We start from the raw sequence: 18,023 nt of genomic DNA, 5'->3' as shown, positions 1-18,023 counted from the left end.
GGGCAGGTGCGGCGCGTGTCACCGGTATATTCCCCGTCGCTTCGCTCGCCTCGGATGCGTTCCCCGCCGCGGGGCCCATCGAGCCCCCCACTAGGCTGTTTCGACGTGTCGAAGATTTCCCGGGACGATGTCGCCCATCTGGCGAATCTGGCCCGGCTCGCCCTGACCGACGGTGAGCTGGACAGTTTCGCAGGCCAGCTCGATGCCATCCTGGCGCACGTCGGCAAGATTCAGGCCGTCGACGTCACCGGTATCGAGGCGACCGGCAACCCCCTCAAAGAGGTCAACATCACTCGGTCCGACGTCGAGGTGCCCAGCCTGACGCAGGACGAGGCGCTGGCCGAGGCTCCGCGAGCAGAGGATGGCCGGTTCGCCGTGCCGCGCATCTTGGGAGAATCACAGTGAGCGACCTGATCCGTTTCGACGCCGCCACGCTCGGCGAGAAGATCGCCGCGGGCGAGGTGTCGGCCACCGAGGTCACCCAGGCGCACCTGGACCAGATCTCCGCCACCGACGAGACCTACCACTCCTTCCTGCACGTGGGTGCCGAGGCGGCACTGGCCGCTGCCGCCGCCGTCGACAAGCAGGTGGCCGCAGGCGAGCCGCTGGCGTCGCCACTCGCCGGAGTTCCGTTGGCGCTCAAGGACGTTTTCACCACCACCGACGCGCCGACCACGGCCGGCTCGAAGATCCTCGAGGGCTGGCAGTCACCGTACGACGCGACCGTCACCGCGAAGCTGCGCGCGGCCGGCATCCCGATCCTCGGCAAGACCAACATGGACGAGTTCGCCATGGGCTCCTCCACCGAGAACTCGGCCTATGGCCCGACCCGCAACCCGTGGGACGTCAACCGCGTGCCGGGTGGTTCCGGTGGCGGTAGCGCCGCGGCGCTCGCGGCGTTCCAGGCGCCGCTGGCGATCGGTACCGACACCGGTGGCTCGATCCGTCAGCCCGCCGCGCTGACCGCGACCGTCGGCGTCAAGCCCACCTACGGCACCGTCTCGCGGTATGGCCTGATCGCCTGTGCGTCGTCGCTGGACCAGGGCGGGCCGTGTGCCCGCACGGTGCTCGACACCGCACTGCTGCACCAGGTGATCGCCGGTCACGACCCGCGCGACTCCACCTCGGTCGACGCCCCCGTGCCCGACGTCGTCGGGGCGGCCCGCGCCGGCGCCGGCGGTGACCTCAAGGGCGTCCGGATCGGTGTGGTCAAGCAGTTGCACACCGGCGAGGGCTACCAGCCCGGCGTGCTGTCGTCGTTCAACGCCGCGGTGGACCAGCTGACCGAGCTCGGCGCCGAGATCACCGAGGTCGACTGCCCGCATTTCGACTACTCGCTGGCGTCCTACTACCTGATCCTGCCGTCCGAGGTGTCGTCGAACCTCGCCCGCTTCGACGCGATGCGGTACGGCCTGCGGGTCGGCGACGACGGCACGCACAGCGCCGAAGAGGTCATGGCCCTGACCCGCGCCGCCGGTTTCGGCCCGGAAGTCAAGCGCCGCATCATGATCGGCACCTACGCCCTGTCGTCGGGCTACTACGACGCCTACTACAACCAGGCCCAGCGGGTGCGCACCCTGATCGCCCGTGACCTGGATCAGGCGTACGAGAAGGTCGATGTACTGGTCACCCCGACCACCCCGACCACCGCGTTCGGCATTGGCGAGAAGGTCGACGATCCGCTGGCGATGTACCTGTTCGACCTCTGCACGCTGCCGCTGAACCTGGCGGGGCACTGCGGCATGTCGGTGCCCTCGGGCCTGTCGCCGGACGACAACCTGCCGGTGGGTCTGCAGATCATGGCGCCGGCCCTGGCCGACGACCGGCTGTACCGCGTCGGCGCGGCCTACGAAGCCGCGCGCGGCGCACTGCCCACGGCCGTCTAGCGCCGAGCGGCCGCACGTTCGGCGAGACCGAGAACCGGCGAGCGGGCAGTATGGGGGGCATGCGGATAGGCGTGCTGACCGGTGGCGGGGACTGTCCTGGCTTGAATGCGGTGATCCGGGCGGTGGTCCGCACGTGCGATGTGCGGTACGGCTCGACGGTCGTCGGGTTCCGCGACGGCTGGCGCGGCCTGCTCGAGAACCGGCGCGAGCAGCTCAAGAACGACGACCGCAACGACCGTCTACTGGCCAAGGGCGGCACCATGCTGGGCACCGCGCGTGTCAACCCCGACAAGCTGCGGGCCGGGCTGGACCAGATCAAACAGACGCTCGAGGACAACGGCATCGACGTGCTGATCCCCATCGGCGGCGAGGGCACGCTGACCGCGGCGCACTGGCTGGCCGAGGAGAACGTCCCAGTGATCGGCGTGCCCAAGACCATCGACAACGACATCGATTGCACCGACGTCACTTTCGGCCACGACACCGCGCTGATGATCGCGACCGAGGCCATCGACAGGCTGCACAGCACCGCCGAATCACACCAGCGGGTCATGCTCGTCGAGGTGATGGGCCGGCACGCCGGGTGGATCGCGCTGAACGCCGGTCTGGCGTCGGGTGCGCACATGACGCTCATCCCAGAACAGCCCTTCGACATCGAAGAGGTGTGCCGGCTGGTGAAACAGCGCTTCGTGCGCGGTGATTCGCACTTCATCTGTGTCGTCGCCGAAGGGGCGCGCCCGGCCGAGGGCTCAATGCAGTTGCGTGACGGCGGAATTGATGAATTCGGGCATGTGAAGTTCACCGGCGTCGCGCAGCAGCTGGCCGTCGAGATCGAGAAGCGCATCAAGAAGGAAGTCCGCACCACGGTGCTGGGCCACGTGCAGCGCGGCGGTACCCCGACAGCCCATGACCGGGTGCTGGCCACCCGGTTCGGGGTCAACGCCGCCGACGCCGCGCATTCGGGGGAGTACGGGATGATGGTGTCGTTGCGGGGCCAGGAGATCGGCCGGGTGCCGCTGGCCGACGCCGTGCGGCAACTGAAGCTGGTGCCGCAGAGCCGGTACGACGATGCCGCGGAGTTCTTCGGTTAGCGGTAGGCCTTCGGCAGCGGCATGCCCAGCTCGGACTCCACCGCACGCAGCCGCGCTGGGTAATCGGTGATGATGCCGTCGGCGCCGGCGGCGATCTGGGCCCGCATGGTGTCGGCATCGTTGATGGTCCACGGAATCACCTTGAGCCCCAGGGCGTGTGCGCGGTCGATGAACCCTCTGTCGGCCACCAGAGCGAAACCGGGATCCTTCGGCGTGAGTCCGTAGGGCACCGAGTAGCCGGGGGACAGGATGTTCGCGCCGACAGCTGCCGCCCCGGTGATCGGATCGCTGACCACCGCCGGATTCACGTCGGCCGTCCACGCCGAGTTCGGCACCCAGGTCGTCTCATCCCACAGCGCCACCAGGGGGATGCCGGGCTCCTGCCGGTGGACCAGGGGCAGCGAGCGCCAGTCGAAACTCTGGATCTCGACCTTGTCGACCTTCTTGGCGGCACGTACGGCGCCGAGGATGACGTCGACGAATTGCTGTGGCGTGGCGGAGGTTTCGGGTTTGTCGGCTTCGATCTTGGTCTCGATGTTGTACCGGACATCAGCGTGATGGGAGTCCGCGAGCGCGAAGACCTGCTCGAGGGTGGCGATCTTGTTGTCGCTGACGACTTCGGCGGCAGGGAATCCGCTGAGCAGCTTGCCGCAGTTCAGCGTGTGCAGCTGCGCACGAGTGAGGTCGTGCACGAGCTTGCCGACGTAGGGGTATTGCGGGTCGCCGCCGAAGGCGGGGCCGGTGTCGGCGCACTTGTCGGCCTGGACGGTCGAGTCGTGCCACACCATGGGCGCGCCGTCCTGGGAGAGGACGATGTCGAGCTCCAGTGTGGTGACACCGAGCTCGATGGCCTTGGTGAACGCGCGCAGCGATTCCTCGGTGGTCTCGCCCCGTCCGCCGCGGTGCGCTTGCAGGTCGAAAGTGCCGGAATCGGCCGACGCGACGGGCATGGCCGTCAGCGCGAAAGTGGTCAGCAGGGTGCCGATGCGTGCGAGCATCCGCGGAGGTTAACCGGGCCGAGGAAATGGCCGGTGAACGACAACTAGGATCGGGCGCATGGCTGACGCAGATCTTCTCGACTACGACGACGTCCTCGCGACGTACGAGCCCGTCATGGGCATGGAAGTGCATGTCGAGCTGTCCACCGAGACCAAGATGTTCTGTGGCTGCGCCAACCGGTTCGGTGCCGAGCCGAACACGCTGGTGTGCCCGGTGTGCCTGGGCCTGCCCGGGGCACTGCCGGTGGTCAACGAGGCCGCCGTCGAGTCCGCGATCCGGATCGGCCTCGCGCTGAACTGCGACATCGCGCCGTGGGGCCGGTTCGCCCGGAAGAACTACTTCTACCCGGATCAGCCGAAGAACTACCAGATCAGTCAGTACGACGAGCCCATCGCCGTCAACGGCTACCTGGACGTTCCGCTGGAGGACGGCAGCACCTGGCGCGTCGAGATCGAGCGCGCCCACATGGAGGAGGACACGGGCAAGCTGACCCACCTGGGTAGCGACACCGGCCGTATCTCGGGCGCCACCACCTCGCTGGCCGACTTCAACCGTGCCGGCGTGCCGCTGGTCGAGATCGTCACCAAGCCCATCGAGGGCGCCGCCGAGCGCGCCCCGGAGATCGCCCGCGCCTACGTGACGGCGCTGCGGGATCTGTTGCGCGGCTTGGACGTTTCCGACGTCCGCATGGACCAGGGCTCGATGCGGTGTGACTCCAACGTCTCGCTCAAGCTCAAGGGCGCGGCGGAGTTCGGCACCCGCACCGAGACCAAGAACGTCAACTCGCTCAAGAGCGTCGAGGTGGCGGTTCGCTACGAGATGCGCCGGCAGGCCGCCGTGCTGCAGTCGGGTGGCACCATCACGCAGGAGACCCGGCACTTCCACGAGGACGGGCACACCACGTCCGGCCGCAGCAAGGAAACCGCCGAGGACTACCGGTACTTCCCTGAGCCGGACCTGGAGCCCATCGCGCCGTCGGACGAGTTGGTGGAGCGGCTGCGCGGCACCATCCCCGAGCTTCCGTGGTTGGTGCGCAAGCGGATTCAGGAAGACTGGGGCATCTCCGACGAGGTCATGCGCGACCTGGTCAACGCCGGCGCGGTGGAGCTGGTGGCGGCGACCGTCGAGCACGGCGCGTCCAGTGAGGCCGCCCGCGCGTGGTGGGGCAACTTCCTGACGCAGAAGGCCAACGAGAGCGAAGTGACGCTCGACGAGCTGGCCATCACCCCGGCCCAGGTCGCCGCGGTGGTCAAGCTGGTCGACGACGGCAAGCTGTCCAACAAGCTGGCCCGTCAGGTCGTCGAGGGCGTGCTGGCCGGCGAGGGTGAGCCCGAGCAGGTCATGAACGACCGCGGACTCGTTGTGGTGCGCGATGATTCGCTCATTCAGGCCGCCATCGACGAGGCATTGGCGGCGCAGCCCGACATCGCCGACAAGATTCGGGGCGGCAAGGTTCAGGCCGCCGGTGCGATCGTCGGCGCGGTGATGAAGGCGACCAAGGGCCAGGCCGACGCGGCGCGCGTCCGCGAACTGGTGATCGCGGCCTGCAGCTAGCGCAGTGCTTCCTGCGGCGCGGGTGCGGTCTTCGGCTTGAGCGATGACACGCCCGCGACGCAGTAGCCCGCGATGACGAAACACACGGCGGCGCACGGCAGATTGCCGGTCGGGGTGCCGGCCCCGGTGACGCCGTCGATGGCGCCGGCGAAGTCCGGCAGTGCGGTCAGCCACAGCACCGTGAAGGTGAGCAGGTACAGGATCCCGAACACCCGGACGTACTGACTCGGGTGCTGGGTCCCGACGCGGCGCGTGATGCGCCAGTCCTGCACCAGGACCGGCACCGCGACGAAGGTGAAGATCGCGACCTCCACACCGAGCACCGCGTACTGCATCGCGCTGTGGTGCGCGGAGAGCAACGTCGGCAGGCTCAGCACACCCATGATCACCGGCGCCAGCACGCTGATGACGGGGATGCGCCAGGCCAGCGACAACAGCCCCGGTGGCGTGCCCGCCGTCACCTCGCGCTCGACCAGCAGATAGACCAGGAACGCGACTGCCGCGGGGCCGACCACGGCCAGGCTGACCCAACTGCTCACCGGTACGCACCCGAGCGTCGGATGATTCAGCGGGTTCGCGGTGTTCCAGACCCACCAGCGCAGCTGCGGTCCGAGATGGTCGAAGACGCCGTACACGCAGCCGTGCACGAAGCCGACGCAGATGGCGCCGACGACCGCGCCCCGCCGTTCGAAGACCCCGGTGGCACGGACGATGTCATAGGCCAGGGTGATGGTCGCCGGGTACAGCGCCACGATGTACAGCGGCAGCCGTCCGTCGACGAAATCGACGCTGAACACGTTGTGCACCAACATCACCCCGAGCCGGGTGCCGGCGAAGATGTCCGGTGGATGCCGGGGCAGTTCGGTCACCAGGGCGTACACCAGCGACGCCAGCCAGATCGCGATCCCCGTGGGGTCTCGGCGCACCCGCCGCAGTGCATACGCCAGCGCCAGCGCTGCGCCGATCAGCATCAGCAACTCGACCACCGGCATGGTCCAGTGGGCCAGGGTCAACGGGTTCCGCAGCTTGACCCAGGAATCGTCATCGCAGGAGAAGCCCAGGTAGCCCGCCAGCCGAGCGAAGTCGGCCGGGCAGGCGCGCATCATCGAGCGACCCCTCGCACGTCGGCTACCAATTACGTCTTGTCGTCGGTGCTACGCGGGAATCCGCCCTGCGGGAACAGCGGGAACACGACGTCGTCGAACTTCTCGACGTCGCCGGCCGTCTTGTTCACCGTGGCGCCCCAGATGTTGCCGTCGGGGGAGAGCTTCAGCGCGAAGACGTGGCCGTGGGTGTCGGTGCGCAGCGCCTCGGGATCACCTGTCACTGCGCCGGTGTCCTTCGCCAACCGCAGCGCCACCGTCTTCTTGGTGTTGACGAGGTTGACCATGACGGTGTTGTCGGTCGCCACGCAGCCGGCGACACCGGGCCGGTCGGGCCAGCTCCACACCGTGGACACCTTCGAGTCCTTGGTGATCTTCTGCAGCCGATCGGCCGTCGGCGTGCGGTCGGTGACATACAGCGCCCCGCTGGCGCCGTCGATGCACAGGGCGCCGCCGGCGCCCATGCCCGACAACGCGGTGGTCGGCGGCGCCTGGCCCACGGTCGTCGGCTGCTCGATGCGCAGCAGCTTGCCCGCCAGCGAAGCCGGATCGGCCGCGGCGGCAGGGTTTCCGGCGTCCCCGGTGAGCACCATGAGGGTCGTCGGGCTGGTGAAGATCAGTGCTCCGGTGTTGCCTGTGGGGCCCTTGGGGATGCCGGTGAGGATGGGCTTGGGGACGTCGCCGTCGGCGATCCGGACCACCCGGTTGTCGGTGGGGGTGGTGATGTACGCGTACATCAGCCGGTCCTGCTGGTAGCTCGGCGACAGGACGATGTCCATCAGGCCGCCGTCACCGGATGCGTCGACCGGAATCACGGTCTTGACCTTGGGTTCCGCGTTGGTGGCGATGTTCTTGACGGCGCCGGTGACACGCTCGGCGACGATGGCCGACTTGCTGTCGCCGCCCATGATCAGGCCGCTGGTGCTCTCGAGACAGCCCTGCAGGACAGCCGGTGCCGGGCATGCCTTCGGGAACGGGTTCGGCGGCAGCGGCGGCGGTGGCGGCGGCGTCGAGCTCGGGGCACCACCGAGGTCGGGCTCGATGGTGAACGGCTCGGAGGCGGCCGAATCGAAACGGGCGCAGCCCGGGAGCGCCAGCAAAGCGATGGCGCACAGCGCCAGGACCCGTCGAGCGGGTGCGGAGCTGGGGCGCTCAGGCCGGCGTCGGGGCTTCGTCAGCGCAGTCTGCGTCGACCGCCGCAATGTCATGCCCGCCAGGTTACGGACTGTTCGGCAGTGCTCGCCACGGTGGGGCCGTGCGCCGGGCGCGGCAAATCCGGTGAACAAGCCGGTCAAACCACCCTTTAAATCCACGGTCAGCGGTGCAACTGCACTTACCCTGGCAATCATGACCAGTACTTCCCATGACCCGCGTGCATGGCAACGGCCCGATGAGTCGGCCGCCAGGCCCGCGTCGGCACGCCTGGTCGATCCCGAAGACGACCTGCCCATCACGACCTACCGCGGTAGTGGCGGTGCGGATGGCGGTGAGGCGGCGGCGACCACCGCCATCCCACGGTTCGACACCGCATCATCGGAAGACGTCACCGAGGTGACCTCAGCGTCGTCTCCGTCGCCGTCCTCGATGGCGTTCGACCTGATGCACGAACCCGAGCCGCTGCCGTACGTGCAACCCCGAGAGAGAAGTACGAAGCAGGGCTCGCAGGATGTATTGGAGCCCGCCGAGATCGAGCCCGACCCCGAGACCGACGCCCGGGTGCGGGTGGCCAAGCGCCGCGGCACCCAGGACCTGGGACTGATGGTGCTGCGGATCGGCCTGGGCGCCTGGCTGGTGGTCCACGGACTGCAGAAGACGTTCGGCTGGTGGGGTGGTCAGGGACTGAACGGTTATGAGCACGCACTGGCCGCCGCGGGCTTCCAGCATGCGGGGGTCCTGACCTACCTCGCCACCGGGGCGCAGATCGGCGCCGGCGTGCTGCTGGTACTGGGGCTGTTCACGCCGGTGGCCGCCGCTGTCGCGCTGGCGTACCTGACCAACGCGCTCGCGGTGGAGGTCGCCGCACAACCCGTGCACGGCTACTTCCCGTACTTCCTGCCCGAAGGGCACGAGTACCTGGTGACCATGATCGTGCTGGCGGCGGGGCTGACCCTGACCGGGCCGGGGCTCTACGGTTTCGACGCCGGACGCGGCTGGGCGCGACGACCTTTCATCGGGTCGGTCCTGTGCCTGCTGATCGGTGTCGGCGCGGGCGTCGGCGTGTGGATGCTGCTGAACGGATCAAACCCGCTGCACTGAGCTCGATCGGCGCTCGACCGGCCTCACTCGTTGTACGGATTGGGCACGACGCCGCCGCTCGCGGCGGTCAGCACCGGCAGTGACGCGAACGTCACACCCGGCAGTCGCAGGTCGGTGCCGTCGGTCAATTCGGCCTTGGCCCATTTGGATCCGTCGAAGCGCAGGCCTTTGATGTCCTGCCACGTCACCGTCCGGCTACCCAGCAGCGACCGTGCCGTCACGCCCTTCTTGTCCGCCACGGTGCGGTAGCGAATCACCATCGCCGACAACAGAATCGGGATGACGAGCAGCACCCCGCACCACGCCGGCCCGGCGAACACCAGGGCCAGCAGTCCGATGGCGAAGAATCCCACCGCCAGATGGGCGACCCCCGGAATCTTGATCACGACGGGTTTGGCTGCGGTCGAAGCGGTTCGGCGGCTCACACCATTCATTCTCCCAGGCGGCGGGTGTCCGGGTTGCCAGGTGTGCCGGCCTGTGGATCTGATTTGACCGCCACTGCGAGCTTGCGAGCGATGAATTTGACCGCAGTGCGCCGCGGGGACTACCGTCCTTGCCATGCAGAACTCGGGATTGCTTGTAGTAACTGGGCGCGTTGGTGCGTGACCAGGCTGAGTAAGCCGACTACAAGCATCGACGCGCAACCCTCGTACAGCCACCCACGCTGACGGGGGTTTTTTGTTTGCCCGGGAACGCCAAACCGAACACGATCAAGAGGACAAGAGTGAGCGCACCCACCACGCGACCGCCAGAGTCGACGCAACAGCAGAACGGTGCTGTCAACGGTCAGCCGAGAATTGTTGCCCCGCAACAGATGACCGGCGCCCAGGCCGTCGTCCGGTCGCTCGAGGAACTCGACGTCGACACCATCTTCGGCATCCCCGGCGGTGCCGTGCTGCCGGTGTACGACCCGCTGTTCGACTCCAAGAAGGTGCGCCACGTGCTGGTGCGGCACGAGCAGGGTGCCGGCCACGCCGCGTCGGGCTACGCCCATGCCACCGGCAAGGTCGGCGTGATGATGGCCACCTCGGGCCCGGGCGCCACCAACCTGGTCACGCCGCTGGCCGACGCCCAGATGGACTCCATCCCGGTCGTTGCGATCACCGGCCAGGTCGGCCGCGGACTGATCGGCACCGACGCCTTCCAGGAAGCCGACATCTCCGGCATCACCATGCCGATCACCAAGCACAACTTCCTGGTCCGCAACGGTGACGACATCGCCAAGGTCATCGCCGAGGCGTTCCACATCGCCGCCTCCGGCCGTCCCGGCGCCGTCCTCGTCGACATCCCGAAGGACGTGCTGCAGGCGCAGTGCACCTTCAGCTGGCCGCCGGTCATCGACCTGCCCGGCTACAAGCCGAACACCAAGCCGCACAGCCGCCAGGTGCGCGAGGCGGCCAAGCTGATCGCCGCGGCGCACAAGCCCGTGCTGTACGTCGGCGGCGGCGTGATCCGCGGCGAGGCGTCCGCGGAGCTGCTGGAACTCGCCGAACTGACCGGCATCCCCGTCGTCACCACCCTGATGGCGCGCGGTGCGTTCCCCGACAGCCACCCGCAGCACATGGGTATGCCCGGGATGCACGGCACGGTGTCGGCCGTGGCGGCGCTGCAGAAGAGTGACCTGCTGATCGCCCTCGGCACCCGCTTCGACGACCGGGTCACCGGCCAGCTGTCGTCGTTCGCGCCCGAGGCCAAGGTGATCCACGCGGACATCGACCCCGCGGAGATCGGCAAGAACCGCCACGCCGACGTGCCGATCGTCGGTGATATCAAGAACGTCATCGTGGATCTGCTCGCTGCTCTGCGTCGTGACGGTGTTGCCGCCGACACGCTGGACCTGGCCGATTGGTGGACCTACCTCCACGGCGTCAAGGACACCTACCCGCTGAGCTACGGCCCGCAGAGCGACGGCAGCCTCTCGCCGGAGTACGTCATCGAGAAGCTGGGCCAGATCGCCGGGCCGGACGCGCTGTACGTGGCAGGTGTCGGTCAGCACCAGATGTGGGCCGCGCAGTTCATCAAGTACGAGAACCCGAAGACCTGGCTGAACTCGGGCGGTCTCGGCACCATGGGCTTCTCCATCCCGGCCGCGATGGGCGCCAAGTTCGCCCGTCCGGAGGCCGAGGTGTGGGCCATCGACGGTGACGGCTGCTTCCAGATGACCAACCAGGAGCTGGCCACCTGCGCCCTGGAAGGGGCGCCGATCAAGGTTGCGCTGATCAACAACGGCAACCTGGGCATGGTGCGGCAGTGGCAGACGCTGTTCTACGACGAGCGTTACAGCCAGACCAACCTGTCGACGCACTCGCACCGCATTCCGGACTTCGTGATGCTGGCCGAGGCGCTGGGTTGCGTCGGTCTGCGCTGCGAGCGCGCCGAGGACGTCGAGGACGTCATCCGGCAGGCCCGCGAGATCAACGACCGCCCCGTCGTCATCGACTTCATCGTCGGCGCCGACGCCCAGGTGTGGCCGATGGTCGCCGCAGGCACCAGCAATGACGAGATCATGGCGGCGCGCGACATCCGTCCGCTGTTCGACAACGAGGATCAGGTGTAAGGGATATGGCGACTACTCACACACTCTCGGTTCTCGTCGAGGACACCCCCGGTGTGCTCGCCCGCGTGGCGGCGCTGTTCTCCCGGCGTGGCTTCAACATCCAGTCGCTGGCGGTCGGCGCCACCGAGCAGAAGAACATGTCACGCATGACCATCGTGGTCTGCGTCGAAGAGCAGCTGCCGCTGGAGCAGATCACCAAGCAGCTCAACAAGCTGATCAACGTCATCAAGATCGTCGAGCAGGAGCCGGACAACTCCGTCTCCCGCGAGCTGGCGCTCATCAAGGTGCGGGCCGACGCCACCACCCGCGGTCAGGTGATCGAGGCGGTCAACCTGTTCCGCGCGAAGGTCGTCGACGTGTCGACCGAGTCGCTGACCGTCGAGGCCACCGGCACCCAGGAGAAGCTCGACGCATTGCTGCGAGTGCTGGAGCCGTATGGTATTCGCGAGCTGGTGCAGTCCGGTGTGGTTTCGTTGGCGCGCGGCCCGCGCGGCATCGGCGCGGCCAAGTAACCGAGCTGGACCCCGAGCAGAACTTCGAACAAGAGAAACAAGGTAAGGAAAAGCAAGTGGCAGTTGAGATGTTCTATGACGACGATGCGGACCTGTCGATCATTCAGGGACGCAAGGTCGGCGTCATCGGCTACGGCAGCCAGGGACACGCGCATTCGCTTTCGCTGCGCGACTCGGGTGTGCAGGTCAAGGTCGGCCTGAAGGAGGGCTCGAAGTCCCGCGAGAAGGTCACCGAGCAGGGCCTCGAGGTCGACACCCCCGCGAACGTGGCCGCCTGGGCAGATGTGATCATGCTGCTCGCGCCCGACACCGCGCAGGCCGAGATCTTCACCAACGACATCGAGCCCAACCTCAAGGACGGCGACGCGCTGTTCTTCGGTCACGGCCTCAACATCCACTTCGGCCTGATCAAGCCCCCGGCCAACGTCACCATCGGCATGGTCGCCCCGAAGGGCCCCGGCCACCTCGTGCGTCGTCAGTTCGTCGACGGCAAGGGCGTGCCCGCGCTGATCGCCGTGCACCAGGACCCCAAGGGTGAGGGCCAGGCGCTGGCGCTGTCCTACGCCAAGGGCATCGGTGGCACCCGCGCCGGCGTCATCAAGACCGACTTCAAGGAAGAGACCGAGACCGACCTCTTCGGTGAGCAGGCTGTGCTCTGTGGTGGTACCGAGGAACTGGTCAAGGCCGGTTTCGAGGTCATGGTCGAGGCCGGTTACGCCCCTGAGATGGCCTACTTCGAGGTGCTGCACGAGCTCAAGCTCATCGTCGACCTCATGTACGAGGGTGGCATCGCCCGCATGAACTACTCGGTGTCCGACACCGCTGAGTTCGGTGGCTACCTGTCCGGCCCGCGCGTCATCGACGCCGACACTAAGGAGCGCATGCGCGCCATCCTGAAGGACATCCAGGACGGCACCTTCGTCAAGCGCCTGGTCGCCAACGTCGAGGGCGGCAACAAGGAGCTCGAGGGTCTGCGCAAGGCCAACGCCGAGCACCCGATCGAGGTCACCGGCAAGAAGCTGCGCGACCTGATGAGCTGGGTCGACCGGCCGATCACCGAGACTGCCTAGTCTCTGACGCCGGAAAGGCCGGTTACGGCACGCGAAACAGCGTGCGGTAACCGGCCTTTCGTCGTTTTCAGTAGACGGTGTATCCGATGGAGGCCAGCGCGCGGGCGACGTTGCGGCCACGGTGTCAGGTACTCGACATTTGTCGCCCCCAGCGCGGAGTGAATGCGGGCGCTCTCTCCCTCGGCACTGTTCGTCTGAAGCCGTCAAGGAAAGTTGACTCCGCCAAATCGCAAGTGCCACAGGAGAGCCGACACGCCGGCGCGAGTAGCGCGCTACCCGCCCAACCGGTCCGCCACCGAGACGACCCGCCGCGCCAGGTGGTCCAGCGCCGCGTAGGTGTTGTCATCGAACTGGCGGATGTTGTCGTGGTTGGCCAACAGGCTCACGCCGTAGGGGTTGCCGTCGGCGAACTTGAGCGGGTCGGTGTAGCCGGGCGGGACGATGATGCCGCCCCAGTGCATCAGGGTGATGTACAGCGAGAGCAGCGTGGTCTCCTGCCCGCCGTGCGCGGTGTTGGTCGAGGTGAACCCGGCGTACACCTTGTCGGCCAGAGCGCCCTGTGACCACAGGCCACCCAGAGAATCGAGGAAGCCCCGCAACTGCGACGCGACCGATCCGAACCGGGTCGGCGAGCCGAAGATCACGGCGTCGGCCCACACGATGTCGTCGCCCGTCGCGGTCGGAAGGTGTTTGGTTGCTTCGTAATTCGCGGTCCACGCCGGATTGTGGGCGAACGACTCGGGGGCCGCGGTCTCGGCGACGGGCCGTAGCCGCACCTGCGCGCCACACGATTCGGCGGTGCTCGCGACCCGCTGCGCCATGGAGCTGCCGTGTCCGGTTGCGGAGTAATAGATCACAGAAAGCTTGGCCATGCGCCAAGCCAACACTATGGCGCGAGCGACGGCAGCGTCTTCACTCCGAATTCACGACGCAGCACGGTGCGCGCGGCATAGAGGCCGGCCATGCCGTGCACGCCGGTGCCCGGCGGGGTGGCCGACGAGCACAGGTAGGCCTTGGGGATCGGCGTGGTCCACGGGTTGACTCGCAGCGTCGGCCCGATCATGGCGGCCTTGAGCGTCGCGCCACCGACGATGATGTCGCCGTCGACGTAATTGGCGTTGTGCCGCGACATCTCGGCGGCCGGCACCGAGCGCGCCGCGAGCACCAGATCGCGGAAACCCGGTGCGGCGTTTTCGAACAACGCCATGACCGTCTCGGTCTGGTCGACGGTCGATCCCGCCGGCACGTGGCAGTAGGTCCACAACGGCCGTCGGCCCTGGGTGTCGATGCGGGATGGGTCCGCCAGGTGGGGCAGTGACGCCAGCGTCATGGGGTGGGCGGCATGGCGGCCCTGCCAGATTTCCCGTTCGGCGTGCGCCATCTGGGCCCGGGTGCCGCCGAGGTGGACGGTCGGTGACGACGCCATCCGCGGGTCGCGCCAAGGGATCTCACCGGAGAGGACGAAATCGATCTTGCAGACCCCGGGACCGAACTTGTACCGCCGCAACGCTTTTGCGTAGCGACTCGGCACGGCCGCCCCGTAGATGTCCAGCAGGGCGGTGGGGGAGGTGTCGTAGATGACGACGCCCTCAGGTGGACTCGTCACCGGCGAGCCGGTGATCAGTTCGCCGCCGTGGGCCTGCAGATCGGCGATCAAGGCATCGGTGATGGTCTGCGTGCCGCCGATCGGCACCGGCCAACCTGCCGTGTGCGCGACAGTGCTCAGCATGATGCCTGCGCCACTGTTGACGGGCGACGGAACGGGGTGGATGGCGTGCGAGCCCACGCCGGTGAACAGTGCCCGGGCATCCTCACCGCGCAGCAGGCCCCATGCCGGGCTGCCCTGCGCCAGGACCCGCAGCCCGGCTCGCACGGTGCTGGGCAGGTCCGGTGGCAGCGACCGCTTGTCGCCGAGGAAGAAGCCGAGCACGCCGTCGACGTGCTCGACCAGCGGGCCGAGCAGCCTTCGCCACGATGAGCCGTGCTCCAGCTCCGCGCAGGTACGGTCCAGCGAGCGGTACCCGATGGCCGCCCGTCCTGAGGCCTTTCCCGTCGCTTCGCTCGCCCCAGCAGGCAGGGGATTGGCGTACGAAATCTCCGGCGTCACCATCTGCACACCACGAGCGGCCAGGTTGAACTCCGCGAAGAACGGTGACGCCACACCCAGCGGATGCACTGCCGAGCAGACGTCGTGCACAACGCCTGAGTATTCGGGGTCGGGGGCGCTGCGGGCGCCGCCTCCGGGAGTCGGCTGGGCTTCGATGACCCGTACCGACAGCCCCGCTCGGGCGCAGATGACGGCCGCCGCCAGTCCGTTGGGTCCACTACCGACGACGGTGACGTCCACCACTCGATGGTAGTGATTGGTAGCGCGGCGGTGCCGCCCACTAGTCTGTGCGCGTGAGCCTTCCTGTCGTACTCATCGCTGACAAACTCGCCGAATCGACCGTCGCCGCACTCGGCGACCAGGTAGAGGTCCGTTGGGTCGACGGACCCGACCGCGAAAAGCTGCTGGCCGCCGTGCCGGAAGCCGACGCCCTGCTGGTGCGCTCGGCCACCACGGTGGACGCCGAGGTGCTGGCCGCCGCACCCAAGCTCAAGATCGTCGCCCGTGCCGGTGTCGGTCTGGACAACGTCGACGTCGACGCCGCCACCGCGCGCGGCGTGCTGGTCGTCAACGCGCCCACCTCGAACATCCACAGTGCTGCCGAGCACGCCCTGGCGCTGCTGCTGTCGGCCGCTCGCCAGATCCCCGCCGCCGACGCCACGCTGCGCGAGCGCACCTGGAAGCGCTCGAAGTTCTCGGGCACCGAAATCTTCGGCAAGACCGTGGGTGTCGTAGGCATGGGCCGTATCGGCCAGCTCGTGGCACAGCGCCTGGCCGCGTTCGGCGCGCACATCGTCGCCTACGACCCCTACGTCTCGCAGGCTCGTGCCGCCCAGCTGGGCATCGAGCTGCTGCCCCTCGATGAGCTTTTGGGTCGCGCTGATTTCATCTCGGTGCACCTGCCCAAGACCAAGGAAACCGCCGGCCTGATCAACAAGGAGGCGCTGGCCAAGACCAAGCCGGGCGTCATCATCGTCAACGCGGCCCGCGGTGGCCTGATCGACGAGCAGGCCCTGGCCGACGCGATCACCAGCGGCCACGTGCGTGGCGCCGGCCTCGACGTTTTCGCGACCGAGCCCTGCACCGACAGCCCGCTGTTCGACCTGCCGCAGGTCGTCGTCACCCCGCACCTGGGCGCCTCCACCGAAGAGGCCCAGGACCGCGCCGGCACCGACGTCGCCGCGAGCGTGAAGCTGGCGCTGGCCGGCGAGTTCGTGCCGGACGCCGTCAACGTCGGCGGTGGTGTCGTCGGTGAGGAGGTCGCGCCGTGGCTGGACCTGGTGCGCAAGCTGGGTCTGCTGGTCGGCGCCCTGGCGCCGGCGCTGCCGGCCTCGTTGAACGTCGAGGTGCTCGGCGAGCTGGCCTCGGAAGACGTTGAGATTCTGAAGCTTTCGGCCATGCGCGGCCTGTTCTCGGCCGTCATCGAGGATCAGGTGACGTTCGTCAACGCGCCGGCCCTGGCCGCCGAGCGTGGTGTCGAGGCAGCCCTCACCACCGAGACGGAGAGCCCCAACCACCGCAGCGTCGTCGATGTGCGTGCCGTGGCGGCCGATGGTTCGGTGACCAACGTGTCGGGCACCCTGAGCGGCCCGCAGCAGGTCGAGAAGATCGTCCAGATCAACGGCCGCAACCTCGACCTGCGTGCCGAGGGCATCAACCTGATCCTCAACTACGGCGACCAGCCGGGCGCTCTCGGCAAGATCGGCACGCTGCTCGGCGGAGCCGACGTCAACATCCTGGCCGCGCAGATGTCTCAGGACGCAGAGGGTGGCGGTGCGACGGTCATGCTGCGGGTGGACCGCGAGGTGCCGGCCGACGTGCTCAGCGCGATCGGTGAGGCCGTCGGCGCCACCACGCTGGAACTGGTGGATCTGTCGTGAAGCTCGCCGTCATCGCCGGTGACGGCATCGGCCCCGAGGTCATCGGGGAGGCACTGAAGGTTCTCGACGTCGTGCTGCCGGGCGTGGAGCGCACCGAGTACAACGTCGGTGCCAAGCGCTACCACGAGACCGGGGAGACCCTGCCCGCGGGCATGGTCGACGAACTCAAGACGCACGACGCGATCCTGTTGGGCGCCATCGGGGATCCGTCGGTGCCCAGCGGCGTGCTCGAGCGCGGCCTGCTGCTGACCATGAGGTTCGCGCTGGATCACCACGTGAACCTGCGGCCGTCGCGGCTGTTCGCCGGTGTCGACAGCCCGCTGGCCGGTAACCCGGAGATCGACTTCGTCGTCGTTCGCGAAGGCACCGAGGGCCCGTACACCGGCACCGGCGGCGCCATCCGCGTCGGCACCCCGCACGAGGTGGCCACCGAGGTGTCCACCAACACGCGGTTCGGTGTCGAGCGTGTGGTGCGCTACGCCTTTGAAAAGGCCCGTGCCCGGCGCAAGCATCTGACCCTGGTGCACAAGAACAACGTGCTGGCCTACGCCGGTTCGCTGTGGACCCGCACGGTCGACGAGATCGGTGCCGAGTACCCGGACGTCCAGACCGCGTACATGCACATGGATGCGGCGACCATCTACATGGTCACCGACCCGGGCCGCTTCGACGTGATCGTCACCGACAACCTGTTCGGCGACATCATCACCGACCTGGCGGCGGCCGTTTCCGGCGGTATCGGCCTGGCGGCATCGGGCAACATCGACGCGACGGGCACCAACCCGTCGATGTTCGAGCCCGTGCACGGCAGCGCGCCCGACATCGCCGGCAAGGGTCTCGCGGACCCGACCGCAGCCATCATGAGCGTGGCGCTGCTGCTGACTCACCTCGGTGAGACCGAGGCCGCCGCCCGCGTGGACAAGGCTGTGGCCGAGCATCTTTCGACGCGCGGCGACGCCAAACTGTCGACGTCGGAGACCGGCGAGCGGATCCGTAGCTTCCTGTAAT

At 68.0% G+C, this 18,023-nt stretch carries 16 protein-coding genes; 10 read left to right on the top strand and 6 right to left on the bottom strand.

What is annotated here, in order from left to right:
- The first annotated feature begins 105 nt into the window (after positions 1-105).
- Genes gatC through EB75_RS10255 form a run of 3 tightly spaced genes read left to right on the top strand, consistent with a single transcriptional unit; the run spans position 106 to position 2,977 of the window.
- A complete protein-coding gene (gene gatC / locus EB75_RS10265) occupies positions 106-405 on the top strand; it encodes an Asp-tRNA(Asn)/Glu-tRNA(Gln) amidotransferase subunit GatC (RefSeq protein ID WP_073695300.1) in 300 nt (99 codons plus the stop codon).
- Entirely contained in the window at positions 402-1,886 is a 1,485-nt protein-coding gene (gene gatA / locus EB75_RS10260) for an Asp-tRNA(Asn)/Glu-tRNA(Gln) amidotransferase subunit GatA (RefSeq protein WP_073695299.1), read from the top strand. The genes gatC and gatA overlap by 4 nt, the downstream gene beginning before the upstream one ends.
- A 59-nt stretch (positions 1,887-1,945) precedes the next feature.
- Positions 1,946-2,977, top strand: coding sequence for an ATP-dependent 6-phosphofructokinase (locus EB75_RS10255; protein WP_073695325.1), 1,032 nt, complete (start codon positions 1,946-1,948; stop codon positions 2,975-2,977).
- Here EB75_RS10255 and EB75_RS10250 read toward each other — a convergent pair.
- Positions 2,974-3,927, bottom strand: a complete 954-nt coding sequence (locus EB75_RS10250; protein WP_142239530.1) for a glycerophosphodiester phosphodiesterase family protein — start codon at positions 3,925-3,927, stop codon at positions 2,974-2,976. The genes EB75_RS10255 and EB75_RS10250 overlap by 4 nt on opposite strands.
- A gap of 106 nt (positions 3,928-4,033) precedes the next feature.
- Here EB75_RS10250 and gatB point away from each other — a divergent pair, with 106 nt between their 5' ends.
- Positions 4,034-5,530 (top strand): Asp-tRNA(Asn)/Glu-tRNA(Gln) amidotransferase subunit GatB, encoded by a 1,497-nt coding sequence (gatB, locus tag EB75_RS10245; RefSeq protein WP_073695297.1) that lies wholly within the window; start codon positions 4,034-4,036, stop codon positions 5,528-5,530.
- On the opposite strand, the gene EB75_RS10240 is transcribed toward gatB, so the two are convergent.
- A complete protein-coding gene (locus tag EB75_RS10240) occupies positions 5,527-6,636 on the bottom strand; it encodes a hypothetical protein (protein WP_073695296.1) in 1,110 nt (369 codons plus the stop codon). The genes gatB and EB75_RS10240 overlap by 4 nt on opposite strands.
- Before the next feature lie 29 nt (positions 6,637-6,665).
- Positions 6,666-7,841 (bottom strand): PQQ-dependent sugar dehydrogenase, encoded by a 1,176-nt coding sequence (locus EB75_RS10235; RefSeq protein WP_217267685.1) that lies wholly within the window; start codon positions 7,839-7,841, stop codon positions 6,666-6,668.
- Positions 7,842-7,980: 139 nt separating this feature from the next.
- Here EB75_RS10235 and EB75_RS10230 point away from each other — a divergent pair, with 139 nt between their 5' ends.
- Complete coding sequence (locus EB75_RS10230; protein WP_073695294.1) at positions 7,981-8,889, top strand: DoxX family protein; 909 nt, start codon at positions 7,981-7,983, stop codon at positions 8,887-8,889.
- A gap of 23 nt (positions 8,890-8,912) precedes the next feature.
- On the opposite strand, the gene EB75_RS10225 is transcribed toward EB75_RS10230, so the two are convergent.
- Entirely contained in the window at positions 8,913-9,323 is a 411-nt protein-coding gene (locus EB75_RS10225) for a PH domain-containing protein (protein ID WP_073695293.1), read from the bottom strand.
- 290 nt (positions 9,324-9,613) lie between these two features.
- On the opposite strand from EB75_RS10225, the gene EB75_RS10220 reads away from it, so the two are divergent.
- From EB75_RS10220 to ilvC, 3 genes are all read left to right on the top strand, one after another.
- On the top strand, positions 9,614-11,446 hold the full coding sequence (locus tag EB75_RS10220; protein ID WP_073695292.1) for an acetolactate synthase large subunit: 1,833 nt from the start codon (positions 9,614-9,616) through the stop codon (positions 11,444-11,446).
- A 5-nt stretch (positions 11,447-11,451) separates the two neighbouring features.
- The gene (gene ilvN / locus EB75_RS10215; protein ID WP_073695291.1) at positions 11,452-11,958 is read left to right on the top strand and encodes an acetolactate synthase small subunit; all 507 of its coding nucleotides are present in this window, start codon (positions 11,452-11,454) and stop codon (positions 11,956-11,958) included.
- A gap of 68 nt (positions 11,959-12,026) precedes the next feature.
- Complete coding sequence (gene ilvC, locus EB75_RS10210; RefSeq protein ID WP_174557650.1) at positions 12,027-13,028, top strand: ketol-acid reductoisomerase; 1,002 nt, start codon at positions 12,027-12,029, stop codon at positions 13,026-13,028.
- Positions 13,029-13,300: 272 nt separating this feature from the next.
- Here ilvC and wrbA read toward each other — a convergent pair whose 3' ends face one another.
- Together wrbA and EB75_RS10200 are read right to left on the bottom strand one after the other, a co-directional pair.
- Positions 13,301-13,900 carry an NAD(P)H:quinone oxidoreductase gene (gene wrbA / locus EB75_RS10205; protein ID WP_073695324.1) on the bottom strand — a complete coding sequence of 200 codons (600 nt, stop codon included), beginning with the start codon at positions 13,898-13,900 and terminating at the stop codon, positions 13,301-13,303.
- 14 nt (positions 13,901-13,914) lie between these two features.
- A complete protein-coding gene (locus tag EB75_RS10200) occupies positions 13,915-15,375 on the bottom strand; it encodes a phytoene desaturase family protein (protein WP_073695323.1) in 1,461 nt (486 codons plus the stop codon).
- Positions 15,376-15,428: 53 nt separating this feature from the next.
- Here EB75_RS10200 and serA point away from each other — a divergent pair, with 53 nt between their 5' ends.
- The gene (gene serA / locus EB75_RS10195) at positions 15,429-17,015 is read left to right on the top strand and encodes a phosphoglycerate dehydrogenase (RefSeq protein WP_073695289.1); all 1,587 of its coding nucleotides are present in this window, start codon (positions 15,429-15,431) and stop codon (positions 17,013-17,015) included.
- Positions 17,012-18,022 carry a 3-isopropylmalate dehydrogenase gene (locus EB75_RS10190; RefSeq protein WP_073695288.1) on the top strand — a complete coding sequence of 337 codons (1,011 nt, stop codon included), beginning with the start codon at positions 17,012-17,014 and terminating at the stop codon, positions 18,020-18,022. Before serA ends, EB75_RS10190 begins: the two co-directional genes overlap by 4 nt.
- Position 18,023: the final 1 nt, after the last annotated feature.

It is taken from the genome of Mycobacterium sp. ST-F2 (assembly GCF_001905655.1).
Classification (GTDB): domain Bacteria; phylum Actinomycetota; class Actinomycetes; order Mycobacteriales; family Mycobacteriaceae; genus Mycobacterium.
The sequence above is the reverse complement of the archived record's forward strand: the minus strand, read 5'-3'. Positions and strand labels throughout refer to the sequence as shown.

Bases quoted from the DNA above. Each gene is read 5' to 3' on its own strand.
- EB75_RS10255 (WP_073695325.1), top strand. From the start codon at position 1,946: ATGCGGATAGGCGTGCTGACCGGTGGCGGGGACTGTCCTGGCTTGAAT.
- EB75_RS10250 (WP_142239530.1), bottom strand. From the start codon at position 3,927: ATGCCCGTCGCGTCGGCCGATTCCGGCACTTTCGACCTGCAAGCGCAC.
- EB75_RS10235 (WP_217267685.1), bottom strand. From the start codon at position 7,841: ATGACATTGCGGCGGTCGACGCAGACTGCGCTGACGAAGCCCCGACGC.
- EB75_RS10240 (WP_073695296.1), bottom strand. From the start codon at position 6,636: ATGATGCGCGCCTGCCCGGCCGACTTCGCTCGGCTGGCGGGCTACCTG.
- wrbA (WP_073695324.1), bottom strand. From the start codon at position 13,900: ATGGCCAAGCTTTCTGTGATCTATTACTCCGCAACCGGACACGGCAGC.
- ilvC (WP_174557650.1), top strand. From the start codon at position 12,027: ATGTTCTATGACGACGATGCGGACCTGTCGATCATTCAGGGACGCAAG.
- ilvN (WP_073695291.1), top strand. From the start codon at position 11,452: ATGGCGACTACTCACACACTCTCGGTTCTCGTCGAGGACACCCCCGGT.
- EB75_RS10225 (WP_073695293.1), bottom strand. From the start codon at position 9,323: ATGAATGGTGTGAGCCGCCGAACCGCTTCGACCGCAGCCAAACCCGTC.
- EB75_RS10230 (WP_073695294.1), top strand. From the start codon at position 7,981: ATGACCAGTACTTCCCATGACCCGCGTGCATGGCAACGGCCCGATGAG.
- gatB (WP_073695297.1), top strand. From the start codon at position 4,034: ATGGCTGACGCAGATCTTCTCGACTACGACGACGTCCTCGCGACGTAC.